This is a genomic window from Acidisoma cellulosilyticum, from assembly GCF_020621385.1.
Lineage (GTDB): Bacteria > Pseudomonadota > Alphaproteobacteria > Acetobacterales > Acetobacteraceae > Acidisoma > Acidisoma cellulosilyticum.
Map to the genome: position 1 here is coordinate 578,771 of NZ_JAESVA010000002.1, position 25,097 is coordinate 603,867.

30 protein-coding genes and 1 tRNA gene are annotated in these 25,097 nt (G+C 64.2%); 18 read left to right on the forward strand and 13 right to left on the reverse strand.

From position 1 onward, the window contains the following. Positions 1-9 precede the first annotated feature (9 nt). The 5 genes from ACELLULO517_RS07085 to ACELLULO517_RS28575 all read left to right on the forward strand — a co-directional run bounded on the left by ACELLULO517_RS07085 (position 10) and on the right by ACELLULO517_RS28575 (position 2,090). Positions 10-213: a hypothetical protein gene (locus tag ACELLULO517_RS07085; RefSeq protein ID WP_227306600.1), complete on the forward strand. Its 204-nt coding sequence runs from the start codon at positions 10-12 to the stop codon at positions 211-213. 61 nt (positions 214-274) lie between these two features. Beyond that, positions 275-1,039 carry a pentapeptide repeat-containing protein gene (locus ACELLULO517_RS07090; RefSeq protein ID WP_227306601.1) on the forward strand — a complete coding sequence of 255 codons (765 nt, stop codon included), beginning with the start codon at positions 275-277 and terminating at the stop codon, positions 1,037-1,039. 33 nt (positions 1,040-1,072) lie between these two features. Beyond that, complete coding sequence (locus ACELLULO517_RS07095) at positions 1,073-1,717, forward strand: phosphoribosyltransferase (protein WP_227306602.1); 645 nt, start codon at positions 1,073-1,075, stop codon at positions 1,715-1,717. Between the two features lie 69 nt (positions 1,718-1,786). Then, positions 1,787-1,921: a hypothetical protein gene (locus tag ACELLULO517_RS28570; RefSeq protein ID WP_264481369.1), complete on the forward strand. Its 135-nt coding sequence runs from the start codon at positions 1,787-1,789 to the stop codon at positions 1,919-1,921. A 34-nt stretch (positions 1,922-1,955) separates the two neighbouring features. Continuing rightward, positions 1,956-2,090, forward strand: coding sequence for a hypothetical protein (locus tag ACELLULO517_RS28575; protein ID WP_264481370.1), 135 nt, complete (start codon positions 1,956-1,958; stop codon positions 2,088-2,090). Positions 2,091-2,339: 249 nt separating this feature from the next. On the opposite strand, the gene murA is transcribed toward ACELLULO517_RS28575, so the two are convergent. From murA to ACELLULO517_RS07110, 3 genes are all read right to left on the reverse strand, one after another. After that, positions 2,340-3,602: a UDP-N-acetylglucosamine 1-carboxyvinyltransferase gene (murA, locus tag ACELLULO517_RS07100; protein WP_227306603.1), complete on the reverse strand. Its 1,263-nt coding sequence runs from the start codon at positions 3,600-3,602 to the stop codon at positions 2,340-2,342. A 29-nt stretch (positions 3,603-3,631) separates the two neighbouring features. After that, positions 3,632-4,186, reverse strand: coding sequence for a dCTP deaminase (dcd, locus tag ACELLULO517_RS07105; RefSeq protein ID WP_227306604.1), 555 nt, complete (start codon positions 4,184-4,186; stop codon positions 3,632-3,634). A gap of 68 nt (positions 4,187-4,254) precedes the next feature. Beyond that, positions 4,255-4,464: a hypothetical protein gene (locus ACELLULO517_RS07110; protein WP_227306605.1), complete on the reverse strand. Its 210-nt coding sequence runs from the start codon at positions 4,462-4,464 to the stop codon at positions 4,255-4,257. A gap of 178 nt (positions 4,465-4,642) precedes the next feature. On the opposite strand from ACELLULO517_RS07110, the gene ACELLULO517_RS07115 reads away from it, so the two are divergent. From ACELLULO517_RS07115 to ACELLULO517_RS07125, 3 genes are all read left to right on the forward strand, one after another. After that, positions 4,643-6,133, forward strand: a complete 1,491-nt coding sequence (locus ACELLULO517_RS07115; RefSeq protein WP_227306606.1) for an amino acid permease — start codon at positions 4,643-4,645, stop codon at positions 6,131-6,133. Positions 6,134-6,200: 67 nt separating this feature from the next. Then, positions 6,201-6,275, forward strand: a tRNA-Thr gene (locus tag ACELLULO517_RS07120). Positions 6,276-6,443: 168 nt separating this feature from the next. Then, positions 6,444-7,220: an acyltransferase gene (locus ACELLULO517_RS07125; RefSeq protein WP_227306607.1), complete on the forward strand. Its 777-nt coding sequence runs from the start codon at positions 6,444-6,446 to the stop codon at positions 7,218-7,220. A 182-nt stretch (positions 7,221-7,402) separates the two neighbouring features. Here the strand turns inward: ACELLULO517_RS07125 and ACELLULO517_RS07130 are convergent, their stop codons facing one another. The 3 genes from ACELLULO517_RS07130 to mntR form a co-directional block, all read right to left on the reverse strand. Continuing rightward, the gene (locus tag ACELLULO517_RS07130; protein ID WP_227306608.1) at positions 7,403-7,636 is read right to left on the reverse strand and encodes a tautomerase family protein; all 234 of its coding nucleotides are present in this window, start codon (positions 7,634-7,636) and stop codon (positions 7,403-7,405) included. Between the two features lie 69 nt (positions 7,637-7,705). Then, positions 7,706-8,155: a surface-adhesin E family protein gene (locus ACELLULO517_RS07135; protein WP_227306609.1), complete on the reverse strand. Its 450-nt coding sequence runs from the start codon at positions 8,153-8,155 to the stop codon at positions 7,706-7,708. Positions 8,156-8,284: 129 nt separating this feature from the next. Then, on the reverse strand, positions 8,285-8,710 hold the full coding sequence (mntR, locus tag ACELLULO517_RS07140; protein WP_227306923.1) for a manganese-binding transcriptional regulator MntR: 426 nt from the start codon (positions 8,708-8,710) through the stop codon (positions 8,285-8,287). Between the two features lie 224 nt (positions 8,711-8,934). Between mntR and ACELLULO517_RS07145 the strand changes: the two genes are divergently transcribed. From ACELLULO517_RS07145 to ACELLULO517_RS07175, 7 genes are all read left to right on the forward strand, one after another. Beyond that, on the forward strand, positions 8,935-10,299 hold the full coding sequence (locus tag ACELLULO517_RS07145) for an NRAMP family divalent metal transporter (RefSeq protein ID WP_227306610.1): 1,365 nt from the start codon (positions 8,935-8,937) through the stop codon (positions 10,297-10,299). 12 nt (positions 10,300-10,311) lie between these two features. Next, positions 10,312-10,491, forward strand: a complete 180-nt coding sequence (locus tag ACELLULO517_RS07150) for a hypothetical protein (protein ID WP_227306611.1) — start codon at positions 10,312-10,314, stop codon at positions 10,489-10,491. A 100-nt stretch (positions 10,492-10,591) separates the two neighbouring features. Continuing rightward, entirely contained in the window at positions 10,592-11,302 is a 711-nt protein-coding gene (locus ACELLULO517_RS07155; protein ID WP_227306612.1) for a hypothetical protein, read from the forward strand. A 60-nt stretch (positions 11,303-11,362) separates the two neighbouring features. Beyond that, the gene (gene murJ, locus ACELLULO517_RS07160) at positions 11,363-12,940 is read left to right on the forward strand and encodes a murein biosynthesis integral membrane protein MurJ (RefSeq protein WP_227306613.1); all 1,578 of its coding nucleotides are present in this window, start codon (positions 11,363-11,365) and stop codon (positions 12,938-12,940) included. Positions 12,941-13,026: 86 nt separating this feature from the next. Then, positions 13,027-13,893: a hypothetical protein gene (locus ACELLULO517_RS07165; protein ID WP_227306614.1), complete on the forward strand. Its 867-nt coding sequence runs from the start codon at positions 13,027-13,029 to the stop codon at positions 13,891-13,893. A gap of 159 nt (positions 13,894-14,052) precedes the next feature. Then, positions 14,053-15,252, forward strand: coding sequence for an extracellular catalytic domain type 1 short-chain-length polyhydroxyalkanoate depolymerase (locus ACELLULO517_RS07170; protein ID WP_227306615.1), 1,200 nt, complete (start codon positions 14,053-14,055; stop codon positions 15,250-15,252). Between the two features lie 141 nt (positions 15,253-15,393). Continuing rightward, positions 15,394-15,627 carry a hypothetical protein gene (locus tag ACELLULO517_RS07175; RefSeq protein ID WP_227306616.1) on the forward strand — a complete coding sequence of 78 codons (234 nt, stop codon included), beginning with the start codon at positions 15,394-15,396 and terminating at the stop codon, positions 15,625-15,627. Positions 15,628-15,676: 49 nt separating this feature from the next. Here the strand turns inward: ACELLULO517_RS07175 and ACELLULO517_RS07180 are convergent, their stop codons facing one another. Next, positions 15,677-16,738: an SDR family oxidoreductase gene (locus tag ACELLULO517_RS07180; RefSeq protein WP_227306617.1), complete on the reverse strand. Its 1,062-nt coding sequence runs from the start codon at positions 16,736-16,738 to the stop codon at positions 15,677-15,679. A gap of 96 nt (positions 16,739-16,834) precedes the next feature. Here ACELLULO517_RS07180 and ACELLULO517_RS07185 point away from each other — a divergent pair, with 96 nt between their 5' ends. Genes ACELLULO517_RS07185 through ACELLULO517_RS07195 form a run of 3 tightly spaced genes read left to right on the forward strand, consistent with a single transcriptional unit; the run spans position 16,835 to position 17,971 of the window. Continuing rightward, positions 16,835-17,233, forward strand: coding sequence for a winged helix-turn-helix transcriptional regulator (locus tag ACELLULO517_RS07185; protein ID WP_227306618.1), 399 nt, complete (start codon positions 16,835-16,837; stop codon positions 17,231-17,233). Beyond that, positions 17,230-17,676 carry a GFA family protein gene (locus ACELLULO517_RS07190; protein ID WP_227306619.1) on the forward strand — a complete coding sequence of 149 codons (447 nt, stop codon included), beginning with the start codon at positions 17,230-17,232 and terminating at the stop codon, positions 17,674-17,676. The genes ACELLULO517_RS07185 and ACELLULO517_RS07190 overlap by 4 nt, the downstream gene beginning before the upstream one ends. After that, entirely contained in the window at positions 17,669-17,971 is a 303-nt protein-coding gene (locus ACELLULO517_RS07195; RefSeq protein WP_227306620.1) for a hypothetical protein, read from the forward strand. The genes ACELLULO517_RS07190 and ACELLULO517_RS07195 overlap by 8 nt, the downstream gene beginning before the upstream one ends. Before the next feature lie 9 nt (positions 17,972-17,980). Here ACELLULO517_RS07195 and shc read toward each other — a convergent pair whose 3' ends face one another. From shc to hpnA, 6 genes are read right to left on the reverse strand one after another with little or no spacing between them, the layout of a single operon-like run. Further along, on the reverse strand, positions 17,981-19,918 hold the full coding sequence (gene shc / locus ACELLULO517_RS07200) for a squalene--hopene cyclase (RefSeq protein WP_227306621.1): 1,938 nt from the start codon (positions 19,916-19,918) through the stop codon (positions 17,981-17,983). A 7-nt stretch (positions 19,919-19,925) separates the two neighbouring features. Continuing rightward, on the reverse strand, positions 19,926-21,188 hold the full coding sequence (gene hpnE, locus ACELLULO517_RS07205; protein WP_227306924.1) for a hydroxysqualene dehydroxylase HpnE: 1,263 nt from the start codon (positions 21,186-21,188) through the stop codon (positions 19,926-19,928). Between the two features lie 2 nt (positions 21,189-21,190). After that, positions 21,191-22,063, reverse strand: coding sequence for a presqualene diphosphate synthase HpnD (gene hpnD, locus ACELLULO517_RS07210; protein WP_227306622.1), 873 nt, complete (start codon positions 22,061-22,063; stop codon positions 21,191-21,193). Continuing rightward, entirely contained in the window at positions 22,060-22,911 is an 852-nt protein-coding gene (hpnC, locus tag ACELLULO517_RS07215) for a squalene synthase HpnC (RefSeq protein ID WP_227306623.1), read from the reverse strand. Before hpnC ends, hpnD begins: the two co-directional genes overlap by 4 nt. Then, entirely contained in the window at positions 22,908-24,044 is a 1,137-nt protein-coding gene (locus ACELLULO517_RS07220; RefSeq protein ID WP_227306925.1) for a glycosyltransferase, read from the reverse strand. The genes hpnC and ACELLULO517_RS07220 overlap by 4 nt, the downstream gene beginning before the upstream one ends. 2 nt (positions 24,045-24,046) lie before the next feature. After that, positions 24,047-25,051 (reverse strand): hopanoid-associated sugar epimerase, encoded by a 1,005-nt coding sequence (hpnA, locus tag ACELLULO517_RS07225; protein ID WP_227306624.1) that lies wholly within the window; start codon positions 25,049-25,051, stop codon positions 24,047-24,049. Positions 25,052-25,097 lie beyond the last annotated feature (46 nt).

Below are 25,097 nucleotides of genomic sequence, written 5' to 3' on the forward strand. Positions count from 1 at the left end.
TCTAGGGTCATGAAAACGCGCATCCAGACCCCAGAGACCGCAGAGGCGACGCCCACCGGCCGCACGGCCCTGATGGCGGATGCCTTCTCCTCCCACGTCAGCACAGGCCATCGAATCGCGGCCCCGCCGCTGGAATGGCACGCATTGTTGCTGCGCTATCTGCCCGAGCCGCTGAGCGCCAGCCACAGCGTCAAGCGCTTCGCCTTGCGGTGATGGCGAGCGTCAGAAGGGGGCGCTAAGCTTTCCCCTACCGGAACCGCAGGGATTGCTCGCTTTGGACAGATCGAAGCTCGCAGCCCAACTCGCGGATCGCAAGGTCATCGCCGACGCGATCTTCACCGACATCGATTGGGCGGATGTCGAAGCCGAAGCTGCCCGCTTCTCGGGCTGCCGGTTCGAGGACGCCCAATTCACCAATACCAATATCGCGGGCGCTGCGTTCGTGCATTGCCAGTTCCCCAGCGCTCGCTTCTCCCGCGCCAATCTGATCGATACCCGGTTCACGGATTGCGTCTTCACCGCGCCGGGCCAGACGGAGAGCGGCGCCGCCTTCTTCATGAGCGAGATGCGGCAGGCGCGGTTCGCGAACTGCGACCTGTCCTTCGCGACATTCGAGCGATCCGATCTCTTCGCCATCGCCTTCGAGCACTGCAAGATGCGCGGCGCGCAGTTCACGAAGGTCGATTTCAGCCGTGCCTTCAGCCGCAAGGTGGTGCAGACCCAGGCGACCTTCCGGCATTGCAATCTCGAACTCGCGGATCTGGCCGAGGCATCGTTGCTCCATGCCGATTTTACCGGCAGCCGGCTGCGGGAGGCGGACCTCTCCGCCGCCGATCTGACGGGGGCGATTTTGCAGGAAGCCGATCTGTTCCAGGCCATCCTGACCGACGCCAAGCTGGACGGCGCGGACCTCTGCGGCGCCGAGATCAGCGGGCTGAAGTTGATGCAGCTGGCGGGGTTCGCCGGGCTGAAGATCACGCAGGGACAGCAGCATATTCTGCTCGACGGGATCGGCATCGACGTTCTGCCTGAGCCCTGATAGCCAGAGGGCTGGCGACAGGCGGGGCAGGTCATGGAAGGCTTTTGGCAGGATTTTTCGACCGCACCGGCGGTCGGGCCGGCCTATGGCGACCGCTACAGCGTCATGCTGGGCGAAAGGGTGCTGGACCTGCCGATCCGGCCATTGCCGCAGGAGGACAAGGCCGTCGCCTCGCTCATCGCCAATCAGGCGAGCTTTGCCGTCATCGACCAATTGACGGAAGCGATGGCCGATCTGGCTGCCGGCTTTCAGCCGGATGTGGTCGTGGGCCTGCCCACCCTCGGCCTCACCTTCGCGCCCGGCATCGCCCGCGCGCTGGGACATCCGAACTATGTGCCGCTCGGCTATTCCCGCAAATTCTGGTACCGGGATGATCTATCGGTGCCGATCAGCTCCATCACCTCGCCGGACGCCGAGAAGCAGCTTTTCATCGATCCGCTGATCCTGCCGCGCATCGCGGGTCGGCGCGTTCTGGTCGTGGATGATGTCGCGAGCACCGGTCGCTCGCTGTTGGCGGTGGCCAAGCTTCTCGCTGCCTGCGATGTGACGGTCGCGGGCGCGGTCGTCGCCATGCGCCAAGGCGCGCATGATCCGGCGGCCGATCCCTTCCCCATCGCCCATGTCTTCACGACCCCGCGCTTCACCCGCCGCGCGGACGGCTGGTGGCCCGAGCGCTAGCACACAGGCTATCGACAGCGCTCGCCCGCTGCGGTTTGCTGATCGTCCTTAACCGGAGCCTTGCCGCCGATGACCGATACACCGCACCCGGACGATGCCGCCCGCGCGGCCTCCCTGCTTGCAGCGCAGGAAAAGGCCGCGAGCCTGTTCGATGTGATCGAGCGGGAGCTGGTCCGTCCCGGCATCAGCGAAAGCGCATTATGAGCTGATTCCGGGCGACCGCATCGGGTCCTATGTCATGCCCGGCAGCACGACGCGGCTGCGCGACCGTGACGAGGCCGGGCGCGCGCTGCATTGGATTCTGGAAATTCATCTGGTCGATCGCGACCGTCAGATCGGCGGGTTCTACGAGGAACTGCTGACGGTCGGTTAGGCTGGAAGGTTTTGATAGATAATGCGTCATCCGCGCACTCGTTGCGCGGACCTACCCGGCGCGGCGCCCCGACGCCGTGTTGGCGCCTAACTGGGTAGACCCGCGGCATGAAGCCGCGGGCGACAGATTTGGGGGCGTTTCCACCTAAACCTGACAGAGTTTAAACAGCTAGACTTTACTGTCGCCCGCGCACTTGTTGCGCGGGCGACGAGATAGAGAGTCGGGCGCGGATGACGAGGAACGAAACCGCTATTCGCGGATACGCTCGATCCGCGCGCCGACGGCCGAAAGCTTGCCCTCGACATCCTCATAGCCGCGGTCGAGGTGATAGACGCGGCTGACGATGGTCTCCCCCTTCGCGACAAGCCCCGCGAGGATGAGCGATGACGACGCGCGCAGGTCCGTCGCCATCACCTGCGCGCCGGCCAATTGCGGCACGCCGCGCACGATGGCGGAAGCGCCATGCACATTCACCCGCGCGCCCATGCGCGTGAGTTCCGAGACATGCATGAAGCGGTTCTCAAAGATCGACTCGGTGATCATGGAGGCGCCATTGGCCACCGCCATCAGCGCCATGAACTGCGCCTGCATATCGGTCGGGAAGCCGGGATAGGGTTCCGTCATCACATCCGCGCCGTGCAGCCCGTTGCGCCGCTGCACGCGCACGCCGCCGGGCACTTCGGCAACGTCGATGCCAGCTTCCTCCAACACGCGCGCAACCGCGCCGAGATGGTCGATGCGGGCGTCACGCAGCACGACGGAGCCGCCGGTCATGGCGACCGCGCAGGCATAGGTCCCGGTCTCGATCCGGTCCGGGATGATGGCATGGGTCGCGCCATGCAGACGCTCGACCCCCTCGATCACCAGCTCGCCCGTGCCGATGCCGCCGATGCGGGCACCCATGGCGACGAGGCAATGGCAGAGGTCGATGATCTCAGGCTCGCGCGCGGCATTGCGCAACACGGTCTGACCGTCCGCGAGGCTTGCCGCCATCAGCAGGTTTTCGGTCGCACCGACCGAGACCATGGGGAAGATGATGGTCGCGCCCTTCAGCCGGCCGATGACGCGAGCCACGACATAGCCCGCTTCCAGATCGATGATGGCGCCCATCTGCTCCAACCCCTTGAGGTGGAGATCGACCGGGCGCGTGCCGATGGCGCAGCCGCCAGGCAGCGAGACCCGCGCTTCCCCGCAGCGGGCCAGCAAAGGTCCAAGCACGAGGATGGAGGCACGCATCTTGCGCACGATGTCGTAGGGCGCCTCGGTATTGGTGATGGCGCCGCCGAGCGAGAGCACACGGCCGTCGCTATCGGTCTGTTCCACCGCGATACCGTGGCCGGCCAGCAGCTCGGCCATGGTCGCGATATCGGCGAGGCGCGGCACGCGCGTCAGCACCAGCCGTTCGTCCGTCAGCAGCCCCGCCGCCATCAACGGCAAAGCCGCGTTCTTGGCACCCCCGATGGGAATGTCACCCGCCAGCGGTTGCCCGCCGATTATCCTGATGCGATCCATAAAGGCGCCGTTCTATCCGCTGCTGCCGATTACATGCGGGGCAGTGCGACGCCGCGCTGCCCCATATATTTGCCGGCCTTATCGGCGTAGCTCACTTCCGGCGAGCCCTCGCCGCGCAGGAACAGGAACTGGCAGATGCCCTCGCCCGCATAGATCTTGGCCGGCAGCGGCGTCGTATTGCTGATCTCGATCGTAACCTGGCCTTCCCATTCGGGTTCCAGCGGCGTCACGTTCACGATGATACCGCAGCGGGCATAGGTCGATTTGCCCAGGCAGATCACCAGCACGTCGCGCGGAATACGGAAATACTCGACCGTATGGGCGAGCGCGAAGCTGTTCGGCGGGATGATGCAGACCGGCACCTTGCGATCCACGAAGCTGGACGGGTTGAAGGCCTTGGGGTCGACCACCGCCGAATCGACATTGGTGAAGACTTTGAAGTCGTCCGCCACCCGCGCGTCATAGCCGTAGGAGGAGAGGCCGAAGCTGACCACGCCGTCCCGCTTCTGGGTTTCGACAAAGGGATCGATCATGCCGCGTTCGGTCGCGAGGCGGCGGATCTCGTGGTCGGGCAGAACGGACATTGAAAGAGACTCCGGGACTCGAGAAAAAAGAGAGAGCACGACAAGGCCGCGCGATACTTCCCTCTAGCTCAGTCTGAAATATGTGGAAATGCGTTGTGTGGTTCGGCGCCGCCGTCATCCACCGGTTGAGCTTGCGCATCCTCATCCCGGCCACGCTCCTGCACCTTGCGGCGGCGCAGATTGGCGCGAAGTGCCGCCGCACGCTGAGCGTCACGCTTGTCTTTCGCGCGCTGGGCGTGAGGCCCCAAGACCGGGAGAGAGGGGTCGGTGTCGTCCACGGGTCAGGGATCTGACGTGGCGCCCGGCGCTTGTCAATTTCTGCCGAGCCCGAAACAGTATGAACAAGGCGCGAGATCGGCTGCGCCGCCGCAATACCTCATTGTTTGTGCTCAAGAAATAGCTTTAGCTCAAGATCGTGAGGGCAAGAGACCCGTATTCAGGCAAAGCGGAGACGATATGACGGCCAGCAAGGAGCATTTAGACCATATTGCTCGTATCGACGCCGCCGAGGCGGGTCTGAAGCACGGGCTCAGCAATCGGCAGATCCAGATGATCGCCATCGGCGGCGCCATCGGCACCGGATTGTTCCTCGGCGCCGGGGCGCGGCTGCAACTCGCCGGCCCGGCGCTGGCCGTCGTCTATCTGGCCTGCGGCGTCATCGCCTTCCTGATCTTGCGGGCCTTGGGCGAATTGGTGATGCATCGCCCGACCTCGGGCAGTTTCGTCTCGTATTCGCGGGAATTCCTGGGCGAGCGGGCGTCCTATGTCGCGGGCTGGCTCTACTTCCTGAACTGGGCGATGACCGGCATCGTCGATATCACCGCCGTCGCGCTCTACATGCATTATTGGCACGCCTTCGGCGACGTGCCGCAATGGGTCTTCGCCCTCATTGCCCTGGTGATCGTGACGGCAACCAATATGGTCGGCGTCAAATGGTTCGGGGAGATGGAATTCTGGTTCGCCATTCTGAAGGTGGCGGCTTTGGTCCTGTTCCTCGTCATCGGCGTTGTCGTCCTCGGCGCGGGTATTCATGTCGGCGGGCATACGCCCGGATTCGCCATGATTTCCCATAACGGCGGTATCTTCCCGCACGGGCTGCTGCCGGCCGTCGTCATTACCCAAGGCGTCATCTTCGCTTATGCCGGCGTGGAGATTCTGGGCGTCGCGGCCGGCGAGGCGGCGGACGCCCGCAAAATCCTGCCCCGCGCCATCAACAGCGTCATCTGGCGTATCGCGCTGTTCTATGTCGGCTCGGTCGTGCTGCTGGTGCTGCTGCTGCCCTGGACCGCCTATCACGCCGGGCAGAGCCCTTTCGTGACCTTCTTCCATACGCTGGGAATCGCGGGCTCGGGCTCGGTGATGAATATCATCGTCATCACCGCCGCCCTCTCCAGCCTCAATTCCGGCCTCTATTCCACCGGGCGCGTGCTGCGGTCGCTGGCGATCGGCGGATCGGCGCCGACCGGCCTGGCCGCCCTGAATGCCCAGGCCGTGCCCTATAAGGGCATTGCCGTCACCGTCATCGTCTATCTGATCGGCGTGGTGCTGAACTACATGGTGCCCAGCCAAGTTTTCGAGCTGGTGCTGAACATCGCCTCGGTCGGCGTGCTGAGCACCTGGGCCTTCATCGTCGTCTGCCAGATGAAGCTTCGCGCCTCGATCAATCGCGGCGAGAACGAGCCCGTCGCCTTCCGCATGCCCTTCGCGCCTTTCACGTCATGGCTCGCGCTCGTTTTTCTGGCCGCCGTCGTCGTCGTCATGGCCTTCGACTATCCGGACGGCACCGTCACCGTCTGCTCGATCCCCGTTCTTGCCATCATTCTCGCTGTCGGCTGGATTCTTCTGAAAAAGCGGGGAGAGGTCATGAGTTCGACCTTGCCCTCCGCCACGCTGACCCGGCGCGTCTTTGATCGCGACAAGGACAAGGATGACCGCGACGAAGATTGAAGCCCTGTTTCAAGGGGGGTTGCGTGGCTTGTCGCGACCCCCTATGAAGCGCGCCACGCGCACCGGCGCTGCTGTAGCTCAGTGGTAGAGCACTCCCTTGGTAAGGGAGAGGTCGAGAGTTCAATCCCCTCCAGCAGCACCATTTTTCGTCGGTTAGTGGACTGCATCAGACAATCTGCTGGATCCGATTTAAGGCATTGGCTTCGGTCATTAGGCTGAGGTTTTATGCGCCGCTTTGCTGGCCTATTGTGCGTTGTGATCGCCACAGTTACAATTCGACAGACTTATAGAATAGATTTCGGGGACCAGGATGAGGCCGCACAACATTCTGGATTCCTGGAATATTTCGTTAGACAATATCCCGATCCTCGACAATGACGACGTCGAACTTTCAGAAGTCCGCCTGAACGAGGCATCCCGGTGGGTCGATGTGGTTGGCGCCTTTAGTGGCGACTGCACAATCTTCCTGGATACCAGCGCACCGATCCCCGCCAGAAAAACGGTCATCTCCCGGCTTGGGCCTAATCGGCCCTGCGAAAATGTCCAAATCGTTCTGTTGAAAAATCACTCTGACCCGCAAATAAAAGTTGGCGGCCATAACAATAAGATATTCATTGGGCGCTTCGGATATGCTTTTTACTCAGAGATTTGCATTTGGAATAATTCTAATTTCGTCGTCGGAGATCATTCAACTTGCAATCAAGCCCGTATTGTTCTTGATAACTCAGATATCATCATTGGCCGCGACTGCATGCTTTCAGATAACATCCTGCTGCAGTCCAACGACCAGCATGGCATCGTCTCTTTACCGGATAAAAAAATAATCAATAGCGGGCGTAGCCAAATCCACCTCGGTGAACATGTTTGGGTTGGACGGCGTTCCATTGTCATGCCCGACGTCAAGATTGGCAGAGGGTCGGTGATCGGCTCCGGCGCAGTGGTCACACGCGACGTCGGAGAATTTTCGATATGCGTCGGCGTTCCCGCGAAAGTCGTACGTGAGAATTGCTCTTGGTCAAGAAGCCAGGCCCTGATTAACAACCAGGAGATGACCTTCTTTGACGCGGCAGCGCTGCCCGAGACCTAATCAACGGGCGGATTGAATACGCTTTTTTCGCCAGTCCCGCGGGCGGGGAGGTTTTGCGGCCCTCCCCGCCTCTGGTTCAAAGAAACGACGGCTTACATAGCCAGTGGCGTCGATCGCGGATCGCGATATTAGTTCGGCTTCGTTTCATTCCAACACACGATCTCGTGCGCGTCGGCGGCGGATCAGCGAGGGTCGGCGTAGCCCGGCTTGATGAACAGCGTCTCCGGCTTATCCGCGATCTCCGGCCCATAGACGCTCTGCCCCCAAGTCTCGGGCGTCACATCCTCGATGCTGACCGAGACGGATTCCGGCTTGCTGCCAAGGGTCGCGATGATGGCGTCGTTGATCGCGCGCGCAAGCGCTTCCTTTTGCGCCTGATCCCGCCCGGGAAACATCTTGATGACAGCATGCGGCATGGGTCGGTCTCCGTTCCTCAGAAAGGGATAGAACGACCCATCCAACGCGATCTGTCTACAGGCTGAGGATCAAGGGGCGGAGGCGACGACGGCCGGCGCCGCAGCTGCTGTGCCACAGGCCAGTTGATAGGCATGGGAGGCATTGACGGGCAGCGCGCGCCAATGATCGCGATCATAGCTCATCGCGATCAAGTCGCCTGTGCCCATCTGGCCAGAATACATCTCGTAATAAAGCCCGCGTCGCTGGTGGGACGCACAATTATACTCGACCTGATACTTGATCGAGCGCACCGGTTGCTTGTCGATGACGCGCTCGGCCGCATAGTTTTGCATGCGCCAGATCACCGCATACTGATCCTGCCTTACCAAAGCGGACGCCGCGATATAGCGCGTGACGTCATTCTTGGCGCCGATCTCGATCCAATGATCCGCCAGAACCTTATCACTATCCGCGCGGGCGGAAGCTGCGAACAGACAGACGGCGGAAGCGGCGAGCAGAACGCCCTGCAGCGGTTTCATGGCTGACCCTCGAATAACTAGCCGAGCGCTTATATAGGATCAGGGCAGAACCCGGCGCTGCGGAATCGATGACATCGCAGGGTTGTGACAATAAGGCGAAAAAGAGGCGATAGCCCTACCCTTTCGCGCTCAGTTCCGCGGCGGATCACCCGCCAGAAATCGGCTGAATGCCGCGAGAGTCGCCTCGGAGGCATAATGCTCCATGCCCTCCGCGTCTTCCTCCGCCGCCTCTTCCGGCACACCGATGGCAATGAGGAATTCGACCATCAGCCGATGGCGGGCCCGCACGCGCTGCGCCAGTTCCTGCCCGGCCTCTGTCAAAAAGATGCCGCGATAGGGGCGCGAGGTGACAAGCCCTTCCCGCTTCAACCGCGCGATGCATTTCAGCGCCGTCGGGTGGGTGACGCCCATGCGCTTGGCGATGTCGGTCGCCCGCGCCTCGCCATGCGCGGCCATCAGATCCGCAATCAGCTCGACATAGTCTTCCTGCACGACGCCGGAGCGGGCGGACCGCGCCTTGCCGAAACGCTCCGCCTGGGTCGGCTCCTCCGGCATGTCCGCCGGAATTTCGGATGGGTCGTCAACCACGCCGTCTTCACCACGCTCAGTTAGCAGAGACCTCTTCTAGCCGATCAAACAGGCATCCGGTCAATCTAGAGCTATGCCATCATGACAATGCCGGGGCGCAACCTCAAAGCCCATTGACTGAATTGTACCCTTGGCTACATTTGCGAGATGATAGATCCGGTAGCGAGAGTTTGGCATGGGCTGGGTTTCGCATGAGCTGTGAGGCGCCTGAATTCGAGACCGCTCCCGCCGGAGCGGGTGCGGCGCTGGCAGCCGATGAGCGTCAGCGTGCGCTGGATCGGCTGAATATTCTCCGCACGCGGGCGGCCGGGCGCAGCTGGCGTCTACTCTGGCTTTTGGCCGGGCCTGGCGTGCTGGTCATGCTGGGCGAGAATGACGGCCCGTCCATGGTCTCCTACGCCACCACGGGCGCGACCTACGGCGTCGGCTTCTTTGTCCCCTTTATCCTGGCCACCTTTGCCATGTCCTACATCGTGCAGGAAATGACGGTGCGGCTGGGCATTGCGACCGGACGTGGGCATGCCGAGCTGATCTTCCAGCGATTCGGCCCTTTCTGGGGCTATTTCGCCATGGCCGATCTCGTCTTCGGCAATGTGCTGACGCTGGTGACGGAATTCATCGCCATCCAGGCCGGCGGCCTCTATTTCGGCCTGCCCGCCTGGCTGTCGGTGGTGCTCGGCATCATCACCATCATCGCCTCGCTGGGGCTGCGCCGCTACGCGACCTGGGAGCGGGTGTTGATGGTGCTGGCGGGCTTCAACCTGCTGTTCATTCCGGCCGCCCTCTTCGCCCATCCGGATGGGCATGCCTTGACCCATGCGCTGGTCCATTGGGGGCCGCTGCCCGGCGGCTTCAGCACCGCCTTCGTGACGCTCATCCTGGCCAATATCGGTGCCACGGTGACGCCCTGGATGGTCTTCTTCCAGCAGAGCGCCGTCGTCGACAAAGGGCTGACGGAAGCCGATCTGCCACAGGGCCGGATGGATACCGCCATGGGCGCGCTGATCGCGGCCATCGCTGCCATCGCAACCGTCGTCGCGACAGCGCCCTTGTTTCACCATCACGTCGATATCTCGAACTTCGCCAGCGGCGCCGATTTCGCGACCGCGCTCCGCCCCTATATCGGCTCGACCGGGGCGACGCTGTTCGCGCTTGGGATCATCGAGGCCGGGCTGGTGGCGGCGATGACGATTTCCACCAGTTCGTCCTATGCCTTCGCCGAAACGCTGTCCGCGCGCCACAGCCTCAATCTCAATTTCCGTGACGGCAAGCTGTTCTATGGCGCCGCGATCGTCTCGGCGGTCTTGGCCGGCGCTGTCGTGCTGATACCCGGCGCACCCCTGCTCGCCATGACACTCACGGTCAATGTCATCGCGACACTGCTGATGGCACCCGCTTTGCTGTTCCTGCTGCTGCTGGTGAACGACCGCATGATCATGGGCAAGCTGGCGAACGGCACCCTCGCCAATATCGCCGGCGGCACCATCGTCGTCGCCATCTCCCTGGTCGGCGCGCTGTACGGTCTGATCACCGTCTTCCCCGGCTGTCTGGGCTAAGGAGATACCGCCATGACACCCGATCCCATGATCACCGCCCGCCGGCCCGATGGCGCGCTCGCGCCCTTGCCCCGCGCCAAGCTCAGCCGGTTCGCGCTGACGCTTCTTTATCTGCTCCGCATCTATGTGCTGATCGCGATTCCGATCGTCGCCTATGCCTTTATCCAGGCCCTGCACCAGGCGCCGCATTGAACCCTGCCCCGGATGCGCCCAGCTGAAGCCTCACCCATGTCTTGGCGCTGGCGAAAGCGGCCGGGTATAGAGGGGCGGATATGCGAGCGAGGAGCAGAGGGTGAGCGACGGATCTGCGGATAATTTTGAGGCTGACGGGCTGGACCAGTGGTCGAATACCATCGGTGACGATGAGGAATTGATCGCACTTTGGGCGGCCCTGCTGGCGGCGACGCAGGAGGCCGGGCCGAAGGAGCTGGACGCCAGCCTCGCTCAGCATTTCGCGACGCTCGGCGCCCGCAGCCGGCGCACGACCGAAGGGCTGATCCTGGCGGTCATCGCCGCGACCGCGGCCGAAGGCCCGGCCTGGGAGGATTGGCGCGTGGTGCTGCATCGGCATTTCGCGCGTGACGAACGGATGGATCTGGCCGTCGCCGCCGCGATCCTTCTCGAATGGCGGAAGGAGGAGACGACACCGGACTGGCGTTCCTTGGCCGAGCGCGTCACCGAACGCGTCTTCCGCTCCTATATCCAGGATATGCGCAGCCTGCTCGATCTGCTCGACAAACCTGACGAAGCCGCCGCCGCCGCCGCGGGTCTTGTAATGCTCGCGAGCGAGCTATTCGACGTCGCCATCGCCATGGAAGTGGACGGTATCGAGGAGCTGCAACACTCGGTGGAATCGGCCGAGCTGATCCAGTCGGTGCAGCAACGCCTGTCCGAGAAGGCCGAGGATCAGTCGGCCCCAGTCGCGCAGAATCTCGCCAAGGCGCAGGCGCTGATCGAGGTGACGCTGCGGCAGCTTGAGATCGGCCCCTCCGTCGTGCATTAGCGGGGTGGCGGGTCAGCCGGATTTGGCTGCCCCCTTCCTCTGCTGAAAGCTGAACCGTCCATGGCCATGCTTCGCCGCGTCGCGACCGTCGGCGGCTATACGATGATCAGCCGGATACTGGGCTTCGTGCGCGAAATCCTCACCGCTTCGGCGCTGGGCGCTGGGGCCACGAGCGACGCCTTCTTCGTGGCGCTGCGCCTGCCCAATCTGTTCCGCACGCTGTTCGCGGAGGGCGCGTTCTCGGCCGCCTTCGTGCCGCTATTCTCGGGCATGATCGCCAAGGACGGGCGCGAGCCCGCCATGCGCTTCGCCCAGGATACCTTTTCCGGCCTGCTGACGGCGCTGACGATCTTCCTGATCTTGGGGGAGATTTTCGCGCCGGCCATTCTGCATGTCGTGGCACCCGGCTTCGACGCGGACCCCGCGCATTTCCGCCTGACGGTGGATCTGACGCGCATCACCTTCCCCTATCTCATGTTCATCTCCCTCGCCTCCTTCCAGGGCGGATTGCTGAATGCGGTGGACCGGTTCGCCGCGACGGCCGCGACCTCGATCCTGCTCAACGTCTTCATCATCGCCGCCCTGCTGATCCACCCGGTGACGGGCCAGAACCTGTCCTGGGCGGTGACGCTGGCGGGTATCGCACAATGCCTTTGGCTCGCCTGGTCCTGCCGCCGTGCCGGACTGAGGCTCGGCATGCCGCGGCTGCATCTGTCACCCGAGCTGCGCCGGCTGATGCGCGTCATGCTGCCGGGCGTCTTCGGCGCCGGGGCGACGCAGTTGAACCTGATGGTCTCGACCGCGATCGCCTCGCTCGCGCCGGTGGGCTCGGTCTCCTACCTCGCCTATGCCGACCGGCTGAACCAGCTGCCGCTGGGCGTCGTCGGCATTGCCGTCGCGACCGCCATTCTGCCCACGCTGTCGCGCCATATCCGGAAGGGCGAGGATAGCGCGGCCCTGCACACGCAGAATCGTGGATTGGAGCTGGCTTTGCTGCTGACCCTGCCGGCGGCCGTCGCCTTGCTGCTGGAAAGCCATGCCATCCTGCAGGTGTTGTTCGAGCGGGGGAAATTCGGGCCGCATCAGGTGAACGAGGTGGCACCCACGCTCGCCGCCTATGCGTTCGGCCTGCCCGCCTTCGTGCTCATCAAGGTCGTCATCACCGATTTCCTGGCGCGGCAGGATACGCTGACGCCGGTGAAGGTCGCGGCCTGCGCTATGGCGGTGAATATCGTGCTGACGATCTCGCTCGGCCTCTATTCCGGCCTCGCTCATGTCGGCATCGCGCTCGCGACCTCCATCGCCGGCTGGGTCAATGCCGGCAGCCTGATGGTCATCTCCTCCCGCCGCCGGCACTTCTCCCTCGACCAGCGCAGCCGCCGCAGCCTGCCGCGCATCATCCTGGCCGCCACCGGCATGGGCGCGGCGCTGATCGGCGTGCAGCATCTGCTGCACCCTGTCCTGGGCGCGCATCACCTGGCTGTCAGGTTGATTGCCCTTTCGTCACTTGTCGGAAGTGGGATGGCAGTCTTTGCTCTGCTATGTTTGGCGCTGGGCGTTGCACACCCGCGTGAGCTGAAGCGGATGTTGCGGCGCAAACGGGGTGAGACTGCCCCGAAAACTGAGGCTCTGCCATGAGATTGACCGCAAGACTTCTGCGATTAATTCTACTTGGAAAGCAATAAAGGCCGAGCAAAAGCTGCGGCCTGGAGTGAAAGCCGCGCATGTCTGACACCGCGAATACTGCGCCGAGCGTGAGTTATTTCACGGTTGGCGGCCATCCTTTGGTTCAATCCGATCCCAATACCGGTCTTTACACGGCGGCGGTCGTCGACGACTCGGGCCAGCTCGTTGTCACCTTTGAGAGCTCTCACCTCGATAGCGGTAATACCGGTTTCACGGTCGACCCTTTGGCTAGCTCGCCGTCTGCGCAACAGCCGGCGCTTGACCTGACCCAAACCGGGCTGGCCGATGCGGAAGCCGCCGGCTACAGCCCGCGTGACATCATTCTGTCCGGCCAATCGGCTGGTGCATCCGCGACAGATCAGGCCGCAGCGCAAGCCGTGCTGCCGGCGTCCGGAAGCGATACGCCGCCGCTTACCTTCATCGGCGGTTCGGGTGCGATCTCCGTCATGCGCGACGGCGGCGCCGTGACACTCTACGGCGCGGCCGGCAATACGGCGCAGACATTGCTGGAAGGCGGCTCCGGTGCCACGCATATCCACGGCGGCACTGGCGCGACGACGGTTACCGCCAGTGTCGGCGCATCAACCCTCACGGGCGACGCCATACACGGGCTGATGCTTGCCCAGGGCGATGGCACCGACGCTATTCTGGTGAGCGCCGGCGCCGGCACTGTCCTGGCGGCCGGCGGTGCTGGGATCGATGGCGCGGGCTCGCATGTCTATGACTTCGTCGATGGGCATACCGGTGTTGGCGACATCCTCGGCAGCCTGACAGCACTGGAGTCGCTGACCTTCGGCAGCGGTCCGATCGCGTCGGACGGTGCTTCGCTGGGGTCCGATCTCATAACCCTTTCGGATGGTACCGTCATTCAGCTCGCCGGAATCGATCGCAACATCTTCAGCTGATCCGCCGACCGTCCCTCCCGAACCGATTAAGTCAGGCCCAGGGCGCAAGGCTGCCGCCCTAAGGCGCGCTTGCGTCTTTTGTTGCACTGCACCATGTTCGCTGTAACGAATAGCGACGCTCAGCGCCGCCAAACCCCGTGACAGTCAGAGTTCCGTGTGATGGCTCTCCTCCTCGGCCAGGATAGCTTCTTTGGTCAGTTGCTGAATTTCGCGCCCCACCCGCTGGTGCAAGCCATGCTGGATAATGAGGGTGAGGAGGATCATGCCTTGACCGTGACACGCGATTTCGGCGCCAATCCGGGCAATCTCCGCATGCTGTCCTTCCGGCCGGAGGGACTGCCAGATCATGCGCCGCTGGTCGTGGTGCTGCATGGCTGCAAGCAGACGGCTGGCGTGTATGACCGTGGCACCGGCTGGTCCCAGCTTGCCCGGCAATTCGGCTTTGCCCTGCTGATGCCCGAGCAGCGGCGCCTCAATAATCCGCAGGGATGTTTCGACTGGTTTCAGTCCGAGGATGTCAGTCGCGATTCGGGTGAGGTCGCGTCCATCGCCAGCATGATCCGCGTCATGCTGCGCGACCATCGGCTCGATGCCAGCCGCGTCTTCATCACCGGGCTTTCGGCCGGTGGCGGCATGACGGCTGCCATGCTGGCGACCTATCCCGAACTGTTTGCCGGCGGCGCGATTATCGCCGGCCTGCCTTTCGGCAGCGCCGACGGCATGCATGAGGCTTTCGGCGTGATGGGCCAAGGCCGCATCCGGAGCGCGCAGGCATTGGGGGATCGCGTCCGCGCGGCCTCCGCCCATCAAGGGCCTTGGCCGAGCGTCGCTATCTGGCAGGGTGATGCCGACACCACCGTCAATCCGGTGAACGCGACCGAGCTTGTGAAGCAATGGACCGATATCCATGGCGTCAGCGATGCCAAGCCTGAGGAGTCCCTGATCGGGTTCGTCAGCCACAAGGTCTGGCGCAGCCCGACCGGCCGTTTGGCGGTCGAGCTTTATGTGGTTCCGGGCCTGGGCCATGCGACGCCGATCGACCCGATGGCGACACCCGCCGCCGCCCGCTGCGGCTCCGTCTCGGCCAGCCGCTATATTCTGCCGGCCGGCATCTCCTCCACCTATCGTATCGCCGAAAGCTGGGGCCTGACGGGCGAAGGCCTGTCACGCCGCCGCAACAGCAGTTGGGACAAGGGGCCCGGCACGCCTTTCGGCGGCCATCCGCTGTGGCAGAACCTGCTGCCGGGTGGATCGACCGGATTGAAGGAGATCACCGCCGAATTGACGGCGCCGGACACGCTGCTCGGCCGCGTGTTGCGCTCCACCGGCCTGATCGAAGACGGCAAGCGCCGCAAGTAACCGTCTCAGACGATATCCGGATCTATGCGCGGATAGATCAAACCCGCCGCATGTGAGGAAGTCGCGTTATCATCACTGTCGAACGGAACGCCGGCAAGAGCGTCGTCCGTCTATGTTGACAATGCATCCAAATCCGCGAGCATGCCGGCGGAAACCTTCGTCGACAACGTCACCCGCACGGGCTTCGACAATTGGGAGAAGCATCAGGCGCTTTACCCGGATGCGGACTCAACCCCCGACATGACCTATCCCCGCGGGCAGTCGCACCGCCAATTGCCGCCACCGACCCAGCAGCAGTTGGGCCAAAGGGCAAGGATCGTCATGGCTGGCGCCTCGCCAGCGTTTTGCGCCGCAACGGGTAGACCCGCGGCATGAAGCCGCGGGCGACGAATTTGGGGGCGCTCCCAACCAAACCTGACCGACCCTAAGGAATAAGCTTTTCCGCCCGCAGCCGTGCAAACAGCGTGAAGAAGGCATCGTCCGTCGGCTGATAAGTGGTGAAGCCCAGGCGGCGGCTTTTGGACATATCCGTCACCACCTCGATCGGGCGGCCAAGGTCGGCATCCGTATGCCAGGGCGAGATCAGGCGGCCGATCTCGGCTTCGACCAAACCGTGTTTCGCCGCGATCTCGGCCCAGATTGTGCCGTCATCCGCCATCTGGCTTTCCAGGGGTCTCACGACACCGTCGAAGGGCTGAGCTTCGATGCCGAACCAACCCGCGATCCGTTCCCACATCCAGCTCCAGCGGAACACATCGCCGTCGACCACGTTGAAGGCCTCGTTCGCGGCGGCCGGCGTGGTCGCGGCCCAGAGCAGATGACGGGCGAGAATATGCGCGTCCGTCATATCCGTCAGGCTGCTCCATTGCGCGGGCGAGCCCGGAAACTGGAAGGGCCGGCCGGTCGCGCGGCAGATCGTGGCATAGACGGCGAGCGTGGTGCCCATGTTCATGGCATTGCCGACCGCCTTGCCGATGACGGTATGCGGGCGATGGACGGACCAGGTGAAGCCGTCGCGTTGTGCGGCCGCGAAAACCTCATCCTCCTGCGCGTAGTAGAAATTCTCGATATCCAGGCGCGGCTGCTCCTCCCGGAAGGGCGTCGCCGGCAGGCTGCCTTTGCCGTAAGCCTCGAACGGCCCCAGGTAATGCTTCAGCCCGGTGACGAGGGCGACATGGCGGACGGAGCCCGCCGGGCGCAGCGCATCCAGCAGATTGCGGACCATGGCGCTGTTGATGCGGATATTCTCGGCCTCCGTCGCCTGGCGCAGCCAGGTCGTGATGAAGACATGGCTGGGTGCCTGTCCGGCCAGCGCCGTCTTGAGCGAGGCTGGGTCCAGCAGATCGGCCGCGACCTTCACCATGCTGGCCGGGCCTTCCGGCCGGCGCGCGAGGCCCGCGACCTGCCATCCGGCCTCCGTCAGCACCTCGGCCGTCGCGCCGCCTATGATACCGCTCACACCCGCGATCAAAGCTTGGCCTGTCATGACGCCTCCTGATTTCTTGTTCTTGCTTCACATAGTCAGACATCGGCGATCGGGCTAGAAGGCACCCGGAAGGGACATAGAGACCCTGAGGTAACCATGCCAGACTCCATGATGACAGCACCGCCGGCCGATGACGATTGGCGGGAAGATTGCGCGCCGCGTCGCGTGCTTGAGATTTTCGCCAGCAAATGGACGAGCATGATCCTGCATGCCCTGGAAGCGCGGCATGGCGGCACCGCGCGGACGGGCGTCCTGCTGCGCAGCCTGCCCGGCATTTCCAAGAAAATGCTGACCCAGACGCTGCGCGACATGGAGGCGTCAGGCCTGGTCCAACGCCGCGTCTACGGCACCGTGCCGCCGGCGGTCGATTACACCCTGACCCCGCTCGGCTACCGTTTCGTCGAGCCGATCGCGCTGCTCTATGCCTGGGGCCGACAGAATGCCGATGCGCTGGATGCTTTCACGGCGCAGCGGCAGCGGGCGGACGCGGCATGACGACGCCGCGCGAACCGGGCCAGTTGCGCGGTCGCTGCGTTTGCGGTGCCGTCCGTTTCACGGTCGCGGATGCGTTTCTCTATGCCGTCAATTGCCACTGCTCGGGCTGCCGGCAGGTCACGGGCTCCGCCTTCAAACCCCTGGCCGGGATCGGGCGAGACCAACTGGCCTTCAGCCAAGGTGCGGACGCTCTGATGACCTTCGGGGACGCGACCGGGCATGACACGCGCTGCGCGCGGTGCGGGTCCTTCCTCTTCGCTTTGGTCCAGGACGGCGCCTTCGTTCATGTGGCACTCGGCGTGCTGGAAGACTGCCCCACCATCCGTCCCGCCGCCCATATCTTCGTGGGGTCCAAGGCGCCCTGGTTCACGATCACGGATGATCTGCCCCAATATGAGGGACATATCCCCTCACCCGAACCGAAAGAACCAGACCATGGGTGAGAAGAAAAAGCAGCGCCTGGCCGAAGCCGAGGCAAAGCGGACATTGGCGCTGATGCCCGAGATGCCGGATGGAGACGATACGAAAAGCGCGGTGCCCCCGGCCGAGCCTGTTGCTGCGGCCGAAACCGCGCCGTCCGCGCATCCGGAAGAGATGAAGGCCAGCGTCAGCTTGCGCATCGGCGAGACGATCAGCCTGACGGCCACGGCCCGCGCGACCCCGGCGGGGCTGGTCGCCAGCGCCTTGATAACAGCCGCCGTCATGGTGCCGCTGATCTGGATCAGCCGCAGGCGGTAAGGCCGCCGCTCAAAAACCCCACTGCACCTGACGGCTATTGCCCTGTTGCAGGTTGCGGTAGCGCGCCATGGCCATCAGCGGAAAGAACAGCCGATAACCGTGGTAGCGGAGGTAGAAGACCTTCGGGAAGCCGACGGCGTTATAGGGTGCCTCGTCCCACTCGCCGTCATCCTTCTGCACTGATTGCAGCCAGGCGATGCCGCGCGCGACGGCGGGATGATCCGCCTGCCCGGCCGCCATCAGGCCCAGCACGGCCCAGGCCGTCTGGCTCGGCAGGCTTTCGTGATACTCGCCCGGCGGCGCGCCTTCGAAACTGGCGCAATCCTCACCCCAACCGCCTTCCGGCCGCTGCTTCGCGATCAGCCAGTCGATCGCCCGCGTCATCATCGGGTCATCCTGCGGGACGCCAGCCGCGTTGAGCGCGCAGAGCACGGACCAGGTGCCGTAGATGTAGTTGGTACCCCAGCGGCCGAACCAGCAGCCGTCCTTCTCCTGATCGGCGCGCAGGAAATCGAGCGCGCGGGCGATCACGGGCAGGTCTTCCGCATGCCCAAGCTGAGCGAGGAAGGATACGCAGCGCGCCGTCACATCGGCTGTCGGCGGGTCAAGCAAGGCGCCGTGGTCGGCGAAGGGGATATGATTGAGGAAGTCGTGGTTGTTATCGGCGTCGAAGGCGCCCCAGCCGCCGTTCTTGCTCTGCATGCCGACCACCCAGGCGCGTGCCCGTTCGATGGACTCCGCATGGGCCGGATCGCCGTTGCGATGGAGCAGCATGCCGACCACGGCCGTGTCGTCCACATCCGGGTAGTGGTCGTTATTGTATTGGAAAGCCCAGCCGCCCGGCGGCAAGTCCGGCTTGACCTCGGCCCAGTCGCCACGCAATTCGGTGATCTGTTTGGCCTTGAGCCAATTGGCCGCGGCCTCCACCCCCGCCGCACCCAGGCCCTGGGACTCGGCCAGGGCATGGGCGGCGAGCCCCGTATCCCAAATCGGCGAAAGACAAGGCTGGCAATAGGCTTCCCCGTCCTTGACCGTCACCAGCTTCTGCACGGATGTCCAGGCGATCGCGAAATCCGGATGATCCGGCGCATAGCCCAGCACGTCGAACATCATCACGGAATTGGCCATGGCCGGGTAGATCGCGCCCAGCCCGTCCTCGCCGTTCAAACGCTCCTGCACCCAGGCGACGGCGGCATCGACATGCTTCTGCCGGCGACCTTGGGAGATGCGCGGCTCCACCGCCTGCAGCACGCCGTCGACCGCCTTGAAGAAATGCCCCCATTGGTTGCGATAGGGGCCGCGAATCCAGTCATTGACCCGGTCGGGCGGCGTCGCGAACAGCTCAGCCACATGAATGTCGCGCGGATTGCGCGCGCGGGGCTTCAGCGCCATCAGCACCAGCAGCGGCACGATGACAGTGCGCGACCAATAGCTCACCTTCAGCAGATGGAAGGGGAACCAGCGCGGCAGGCCCATGATTTCGATCGGCATCACCGGCACGGCGCGCCAGGGCACTTCGCCGAACAGCGCCAGCTGAATGCGGGTGAAGACATTGGTCCGCTCGGCCCCGCCAGCGGCGAGGATCGCTTTGCGGGCACGAGCCATATGCGGCGCGTTGATATCGTCGCCGATCGCCTTGAGGGCGAAATAGGCCTTCACGCTCGCCGAGATATTGAAGACGCCGCCGTGGTAGAGCGGCCAACCGCCGTGATCGCCCTGGATGCGGCGCAGATAGACGCCGATCTTCTGCTGCAGCGGCGCGTCGATCCGGTCGAGGTAATGTTCCAGCAGCACATATTCGGCCGGGATGGTCGCATCAGCCTCCAGCTCGAAGACCCAATGGCCGTCACCGTTCTGACGTGACGTGAGCGCGCCTTCGGCGCGTTCGATCGCCGCAGTCAGATCATCGGTCGCAATTGTGGTGTCGAGCAGAATATCGTGCGGCATCGTGGTTTTATATTTGCCTCATCAGCATGCGCGCGGCGGATTCGCCGGAAAGAATACTGCCTTCAATCGTGGACGGCAGCCCTGTATCGGTCCAGTCGCCCGCCAGGGCAAGGTTTGCAAGTCCTGAGCCGCTGGCGGCTGGCCTGCGTTTTTGTTGCAGTGCGGTGGCAGCGAAGGTCGCGCGCTTCTCGCGCACCAGCCGATAGGCGGGCATCGACTCGGGCAGATCTGGGTAGGCCGCGCGGCAATCGGCCCAGGCGCGGGCCGCCATGACCTCACCCGGCATCTCCGCCCAGCGATTGGCCGCGCTGATGGTGACGGAGACGATGCCCGGTTTGACGAAGACCCATTCGGCCAGGCCGCCGACGATTCCGGTAAAAGGCGCCTCACCCGGCGCAACCTCAGCCAGAAAGTGGATATTGGCGATCGCCTCGAAGGCGTCCGGCACCGTCAGGTCCGGCAGCAGCCCACCTGCAACGGGCGCCGGCACGGCCAGGATGACGCTGTCCTGCGGCCCGACCTTCACCGCGCCATCGGCGAAATGCAGGATTGAGACGCGATTGCCGGCGCGGTCCAGGGACAGCAGGCGCTGGCCGAGCCCGACCTTGGCACCACGGGCCGACAGCCAAGCGATCGCCGGGTCGATGAAACTCTCGGTCAGCCCTTCGGCCGGCACCAATGGCAGGCAGGCGGCCCCGCCCGCGCCCAATGTCTGGGCCACAATCGCCTGCATCAGCGGCGCATAGGCCTCGTCCGGCATCGTATTAAGGCCGGCAATGGCCAGCGGCTCCAGCAACCGGCGATAGACCGGGCCGGCATCGCCGATTGCCGCAGCCACAGAGCCGCTCGCTTTGCGAAGACGGAGAAGAGAGAGATAGTCGCGCCAGGTCGTGCCCGGCACGCGGCGCTTGCGGTCAAAAATCCAGAGCGGAATCCGCCCCGAATCGAGCCGCAACACCCAGCGCAAGCCGTCCGTCCGGTCGATGAAGGGAAAGACCGGTGTTTTCGGTCCCACCATCGTCTGCCGCGCGCCGATGCGGTCCAGATAGCGCATGGCGCCGGGATTGCCCGACAGCAGCAGGTGATTGCCGTTGTCGATGCGGCAGCCGAGTTCCCGGTCGAAATAGGAGCGGCAGCGCCCGCCGGCCTGCGGGCCAGCTTCATGCACCGTCACTGGCCTGCCCGTCTCGGCCAGCACCATGGCGGCCGACAGACCCGCAAGCCCGGCGCCGATGACGTGGACCCGACCCGCTTGTCCGCCGGCCGCCATGCTCAAGCCGTCAGCATCCGTACGGCGAAGGCCAGCTTTTTCCATTTCGGCAGGCTCACCCGCTCAGCCGGGCGCAGGAAATTCGTGCGCTCCATCTGGGTCAGCAGCGCCTTATAGGGGGCGGCCATCAGCCGCGCCGGTTTAATGGCCTTCTGGTTGCACAGCGCCATCGCCTCCTCGGCCCCCGCATAATGGTCCCGCGCCAGGGCCGCGACGCGCTGACAGACGCGCGGCAGGCCGGGGGATTTCAAAGCCACCTGCGGATTGGGCGGCACGCTCTCCTCCGCCAGCCATTCGCGCGGCAGATAAAGACGCGACCGCTCGGCATCCTCCCCCACATCGCGCAGGATATTGGTCAGCTGCAAGGCACGGCCCAGGCAATAGGCGACGCGGTCAGCGGCGGGCGAGCTATCGCCGAAAGCGCGGACGGAGAGACGACCCACCGCGCTCGCCACCCGGTCGCAATAAAGGTCGAGCACGGCCATCGCCGGGGCCACGATCTCCCGCTCCGCGTCCATCTGCATGCCGTCGATGACGGCCAGAAAGTCGATCGCCCGCAGGTCGAAGGCGCGGGTGGAGAGCAGCATCATGCGCGTCAGCGCGCTATCGGTGCGGCCTTCCAGCAGCGCATTCACGCGGTCACGCCAGCCGTCCAGCATTTCCCGTTTCGCGACCAGCGCGCCGGGTTCGTCGGCGATATCATCCACCACGCGGCAGAAGGCATAGACGGAATAGACGGCCGCGCGCCGATCCGGCGGCAGCATCCGCATCCCCCAATAGAAGGAGGAGCCGGAGCGGCGGACCAGCGTCTCGATCTCCTCCAAATCGGCGGGCTGCGCGCCCAGCGGCGGCACCGGCAGCTTCGCGAGGCTCATAGCGCGTAGCCCAGCGCGCCGAGCAGCGCGAAGACGGCATCGGGTTTGGTGACCTTCACGCGCCCGGCGATGGGGTCCTGCCGCTGCAGGCGCTGCGTCAGACGGCGGGAGATTTTGAGGATCACCCCCGTCTCCAACCGCAACCGCCGGTCGCGCACGCGGCGCGGCAAAGCCGCACCTTCGGCGTTCAGCCTGTCGCATTGCGCCAGCAGGGCGTCGAAGACGCGCCGCAGACCAGGGGTTTCGGCGCGGCCGGGAAGATCGGAGATATCGGCGGAATAGGCTGTCATGAGATCCTGAGGCAGGTAGCAACGGTCCAGCGCGGCCAGATCCTTCTGGCAGTCCTGAAGATGGTTCAGCACCTGCAAGACGGCACACAGCGCGTCCGAAGGCGGAAAGGTCGTCTCGCTCTCGCCATGGACGGCCAGGACAAAGCGCCCGACCGGCATCGCGGAATAACGGCAGTAATTGTACAGCTCATCCCAGGTCGCATAGCGCGTCTTGGTCGCGTCCTGGCGGAAGGCGATGAGCAGATCGGTCGCATGGGCAGGGTCAACACGGGTCTCGGCCAGCGACACGCGCAGCTTGGCGGCACTCGGCGATCCGCCGATGCGGTTTCCGAGCAGCACATCCTCCATATGGTCGAGGCGGCGGATTTTCTCCCCGGCCGACAGATCGGGGCTGTCCCCGATATCATCGGCATTGCGGGCGAAATCGTAATAGGCGTGGACGTGACGGCGCAGGTCAGGCCGGATAAGGCCGCCGACCGGAAAATTCTCGTCCGCCTTGTCCTTGCCGGACCAGCTTTCGACATTCTCGAAATCGGCCTTGGACAGCTCAGCGCTCACGATCCGCCCTCGACATAGACCCGGTTCTTCCACATCACGCTTCGCCCCCGCATGTGATTGACGGCGGAGCCGACGGTCGCTGCCATGTAGAACAGAGCGATGAGGGGGAGAAAGATCCCCCAGAGCGGCGAGAGGTGATAGCGCCGGATGCTGGGCACATAGCTGCCCGCCATCAGCACCCAGGCGATCAGGCCGAAGGCGCGGGCCGCACCATGGCCGAAGATGGCGGCGGCCGGCGGCAGCAGCCAGACCAGCAGCATGCCGAGAATGGTGCCGAGAAGATTGAGCGGCGAGAAACCGAGCTGGACATAGGCCGAGCGCGCGATCATGGCCCAGATATCCGCGAAATGCGGATAAAGCCGGATGGAGCGCGCGCGCGTGGTATGGCCGAGCCAGGTCCGGCCACCGCTTTTCTTGACCGCGCGACCCAGCGTCACGTCATCGATCAGCGCGCCGCGCATGACCTCGATCCCGCCGATCCGATCAAGCGCCGAGCGGCGGATCAACACCGTGCCGCCGGCCGCCCCGCCCACTTTGCTTTTCGGGTCATCGACCTTGGCGAAGGGGTAAAGCAGCTGGAAGAAATAGACGAAGGCCGGCACCAGCGCGCGCTCGGCAATGCTCTCGCAATTCAGCAGCACCATCTCGGAGACCATGTCGTAGCGGCCGCCCTCGGCCTTGGCGACAAGGCGGGCGAGATGATCCGGCTCATGCGCGATATCGGCATCGGTCAGCAGGATCAGGTCAGCTGAGGTCGCGGCGACGCCCTGCCGCACGGCCCAAAGCTTGCCGCTCCAATCCGCCGGCTTATCCGCGCCGGTGATGACGGTCAGCGGGTTGGGCGCGCCTTCCGCCGCGCGGCGGGCGATGCCAGCCGTGCCGTCGGAACTGCCGTCATCGACCAGAAAGACGCGGACCGCGGCACCACCGGGCAAGACCTGCCGCGTCAGCGAACCGATGGCGGCGCCGATACTCTCCGCCTCATCCCGCGCGGGCACAACGATATCGACCGCCGGCAGGCGCAGGCCGACCGGCGCCGGCGGCAGAATGGGCCCCGCCTGCCAGTAGCGGCCGTGGAAGACGATCATCCCGCACCAGATCAGGAGAGCCAGAAGCGTCAGCGCCGTGAGCAAAGTCATGCCTTGAGATAGCCGTGCTGGTCGAACCACTGAATGGCATCGCGCACGGCATCGATCGCCGGGCGATAGGTATAGCCGAGCGTCTGTTCGGCCTTGGCGGAAGAGAAATACATCATCTTCTTCGCCATTTTGAGATGGTCGCGGGTCAGCCGCGGCTCCTTCCCCGTAACCCGCGCGACCTGCTCGGCGATCACCGCCGCCGGCATCAGCGGCGCGATCGGCAGCCGCACCCGGCGCGGGGACTGGCCGACCACTTTATCCACCAGACCCAGCACTTCGCTCATCGGGATATTCTGGCCGCCGAGGATATAGCGCTCCCCGATTTCACCATGGTCGAGCGCCATGAGATGCCCGGCCGCGCAGTCATCCACATGCACGACCGACAGGCCGGTATCGACATAGGCCGGCATGCGGCCGAGCGCCGCGTCCCGGATCATCACGCCGGTCGGCGTCGGTTTGACGTCCCCCGGACCGATGGGCGCTGCCGGATTGACGATGACGACGGGAATGCCTTCGTCGGAGAGTTTCAGCGCCATCTGCTCGGCCAGAAACTTGGATTTCTTGTAGGTGCCGACGACTTTGTCATAGGTGATCGGCGTGTTTTCCGTGGCCGGCGGCCCGCCCTTGGGGTTGAGGCCGAGCGCCGCGACGCTGCTGGTATAGATGATACGTTCGACCCCGGCGGCGTAAGCCAGGCGCAGTAAATTTTCGGTCGCCTGCACATTGGTCGCGATCATGGCCTCGGGGTTCGGTACCCAGATACGATAATCTGCTGCAACATGAAAGACATAGCGGCAGTCTTTCACAGCATGGGCGAGGCTCTCATTGTCATTCAGGTCGCCTTCGACGAACTCGGCATGCAGATCGGTCAGGTGTTTGCGCGACGATGTGCCCCGCACCAGCAGGCGCAGGGGATGGCCCCGCGCGGCCAGCGCCCGGGCCACGGCAGCGCCCACGAAACCGGTCGCACCGGTGACGAGGGTCAGATTGTCTCGGGCCAAGGCTTCCTCCTCAATACAGTATCCGTGCACATGAATTGGCGCGCCC

Excerpts from the sequence above, each read along its gene's own strand:
- ACELLULO517_RS07085 (WP_227306600.1), top strand. The coding sequence starts at position 10 with ATGAAAACGCGCATCCAGACCCCAGAGACCGCAGAGGCGACGCCCACC.
- ACELLULO517_RS07095 (WP_227306602.1), top strand. The coding sequence starts at position 1,073 with ATGGAAGGCTTTTGGCAGGATTTTTCGACCGCACCGGCGGTCGGGCCG.
- ACELLULO517_RS28570 (WP_264481369.1), top strand. The coding sequence starts at position 1,787 with ATGACCGATACACCGCACCCGGACGATGCCGCCCGCGCGGCCTCCCTG.
- ACELLULO517_RS28575 (WP_264481370.1), top strand. The coding sequence starts at position 1,956 with ATGCCCGGCAGCACGACGCGGCTGCGCGACCGTGACGAGGCCGGGCGC.
- murA (WP_227306603.1), bottom strand. The coding sequence starts at position 3,602 with ATGGATCGCATCAGGATAATCGGCGGGCAACCGCTGGCGGGTGACATT.
- dcd (WP_227306604.1), bottom strand. The coding sequence starts at position 4,186 with ATGTCCGTTCTGCCCGACCACGAGATCCGCCGCCTCGCGACCGAACGC.
- ACELLULO517_RS07115 (WP_227306606.1), top strand. The coding sequence starts at position 4,643 with ATGACGGCCAGCAAGGAGCATTTAGACCATATTGCTCGTATCGACGCC.
- ACELLULO517_RS07125 (WP_227306607.1), top strand. The coding sequence starts at position 6,444 with ATGAGGCCGCACAACATTCTGGATTCCTGGAATATTTCGTTAGACAAT.
- ACELLULO517_RS07130 (WP_227306608.1), bottom strand. The coding sequence starts at position 7,636 with ATGCCGCATGCTGTCATCAAGATGTTTCCCGGGCGGGATCAGGCGCAA.
- ACELLULO517_RS07135 (WP_227306609.1), bottom strand. The coding sequence starts at position 8,155 with ATGAAACCGCTGCAGGGCGTTCTGCTCGCCGCTTCCGCCGTCTGTCTG.
- mntR (WP_227306923.1), bottom strand. The coding sequence starts at position 8,710 with ATGCCGGAGGAGCCGACCCAGGCGGAGCGTTTCGGCAAGGCGCGGTCC.
- ACELLULO517_RS07145 (WP_227306610.1), top strand. The coding sequence starts at position 8,935 with ATGAGCTGTGAGGCGCCTGAATTCGAGACCGCTCCCGCCGGAGCGGGT.
- ACELLULO517_RS07150 (WP_227306611.1), top strand. The coding sequence starts at position 10,312 with ATGACACCCGATCCCATGATCACCGCCCGCCGGCCCGATGGCGCGCTC.
- murJ (WP_227306613.1), top strand. The coding sequence starts at position 11,363 with ATGGCCATGCTTCGCCGCGTCGCGACCGTCGGCGGCTATACGATGATC.
- ACELLULO517_RS07165 (WP_227306614.1), top strand. The coding sequence starts at position 13,027 with ATGTCTGACACCGCGAATACTGCGCCGAGCGTGAGTTATTTCACGGTT.
- ACELLULO517_RS07170 (WP_227306615.1), top strand. The coding sequence starts at position 14,053 with ATGGCTCTCCTCCTCGGCCAGGATAGCTTCTTTGGTCAGTTGCTGAAT.
- ACELLULO517_RS07175 (WP_227306616.1), top strand. The coding sequence starts at position 15,394 with ATGCCGGCGGAAACCTTCGTCGACAACGTCACCCGCACGGGCTTCGAC.
- ACELLULO517_RS07180 (WP_227306617.1), bottom strand. The coding sequence starts at position 16,738 with ATGACAGGCCAAGCTTTGATCGCGGGTGTGAGCGGTATCATAGGCGGC.
- ACELLULO517_RS07185 (WP_227306618.1), top strand. The coding sequence starts at position 16,835 with ATGCCAGACTCCATGATGACAGCACCGCCGGCCGATGACGATTGGCGG.
- ACELLULO517_RS07190 (WP_227306619.1), top strand. The coding sequence starts at position 17,230 with ATGACGACGCCGCGCGAACCGGGCCAGTTGCGCGGTCGCTGCGTTTGC.
- ACELLULO517_RS07195 (WP_227306620.1), top strand. The coding sequence starts at position 17,669 with ATGGGTGAGAAGAAAAAGCAGCGCCTGGCCGAAGCCGAGGCAAAGCGG.
- shc (WP_227306621.1), bottom strand. The coding sequence starts at position 19,918 with ATGCCGCACGATATTCTGCTCGACACCACAATTGCGACCGATGATCTG.
- hpnE (WP_227306924.1), bottom strand. The coding sequence starts at position 21,188 with ATGGCGGCCGGCGGACAAGCGGGTCGGGTCCACGTCATCGGCGCCGGG.
- hpnD (WP_227306622.1), bottom strand. The coding sequence starts at position 22,063 with ATGAGCCTCGCGAAGCTGCCGGTGCCGCCGCTGGGCGCGCAGCCCGCC.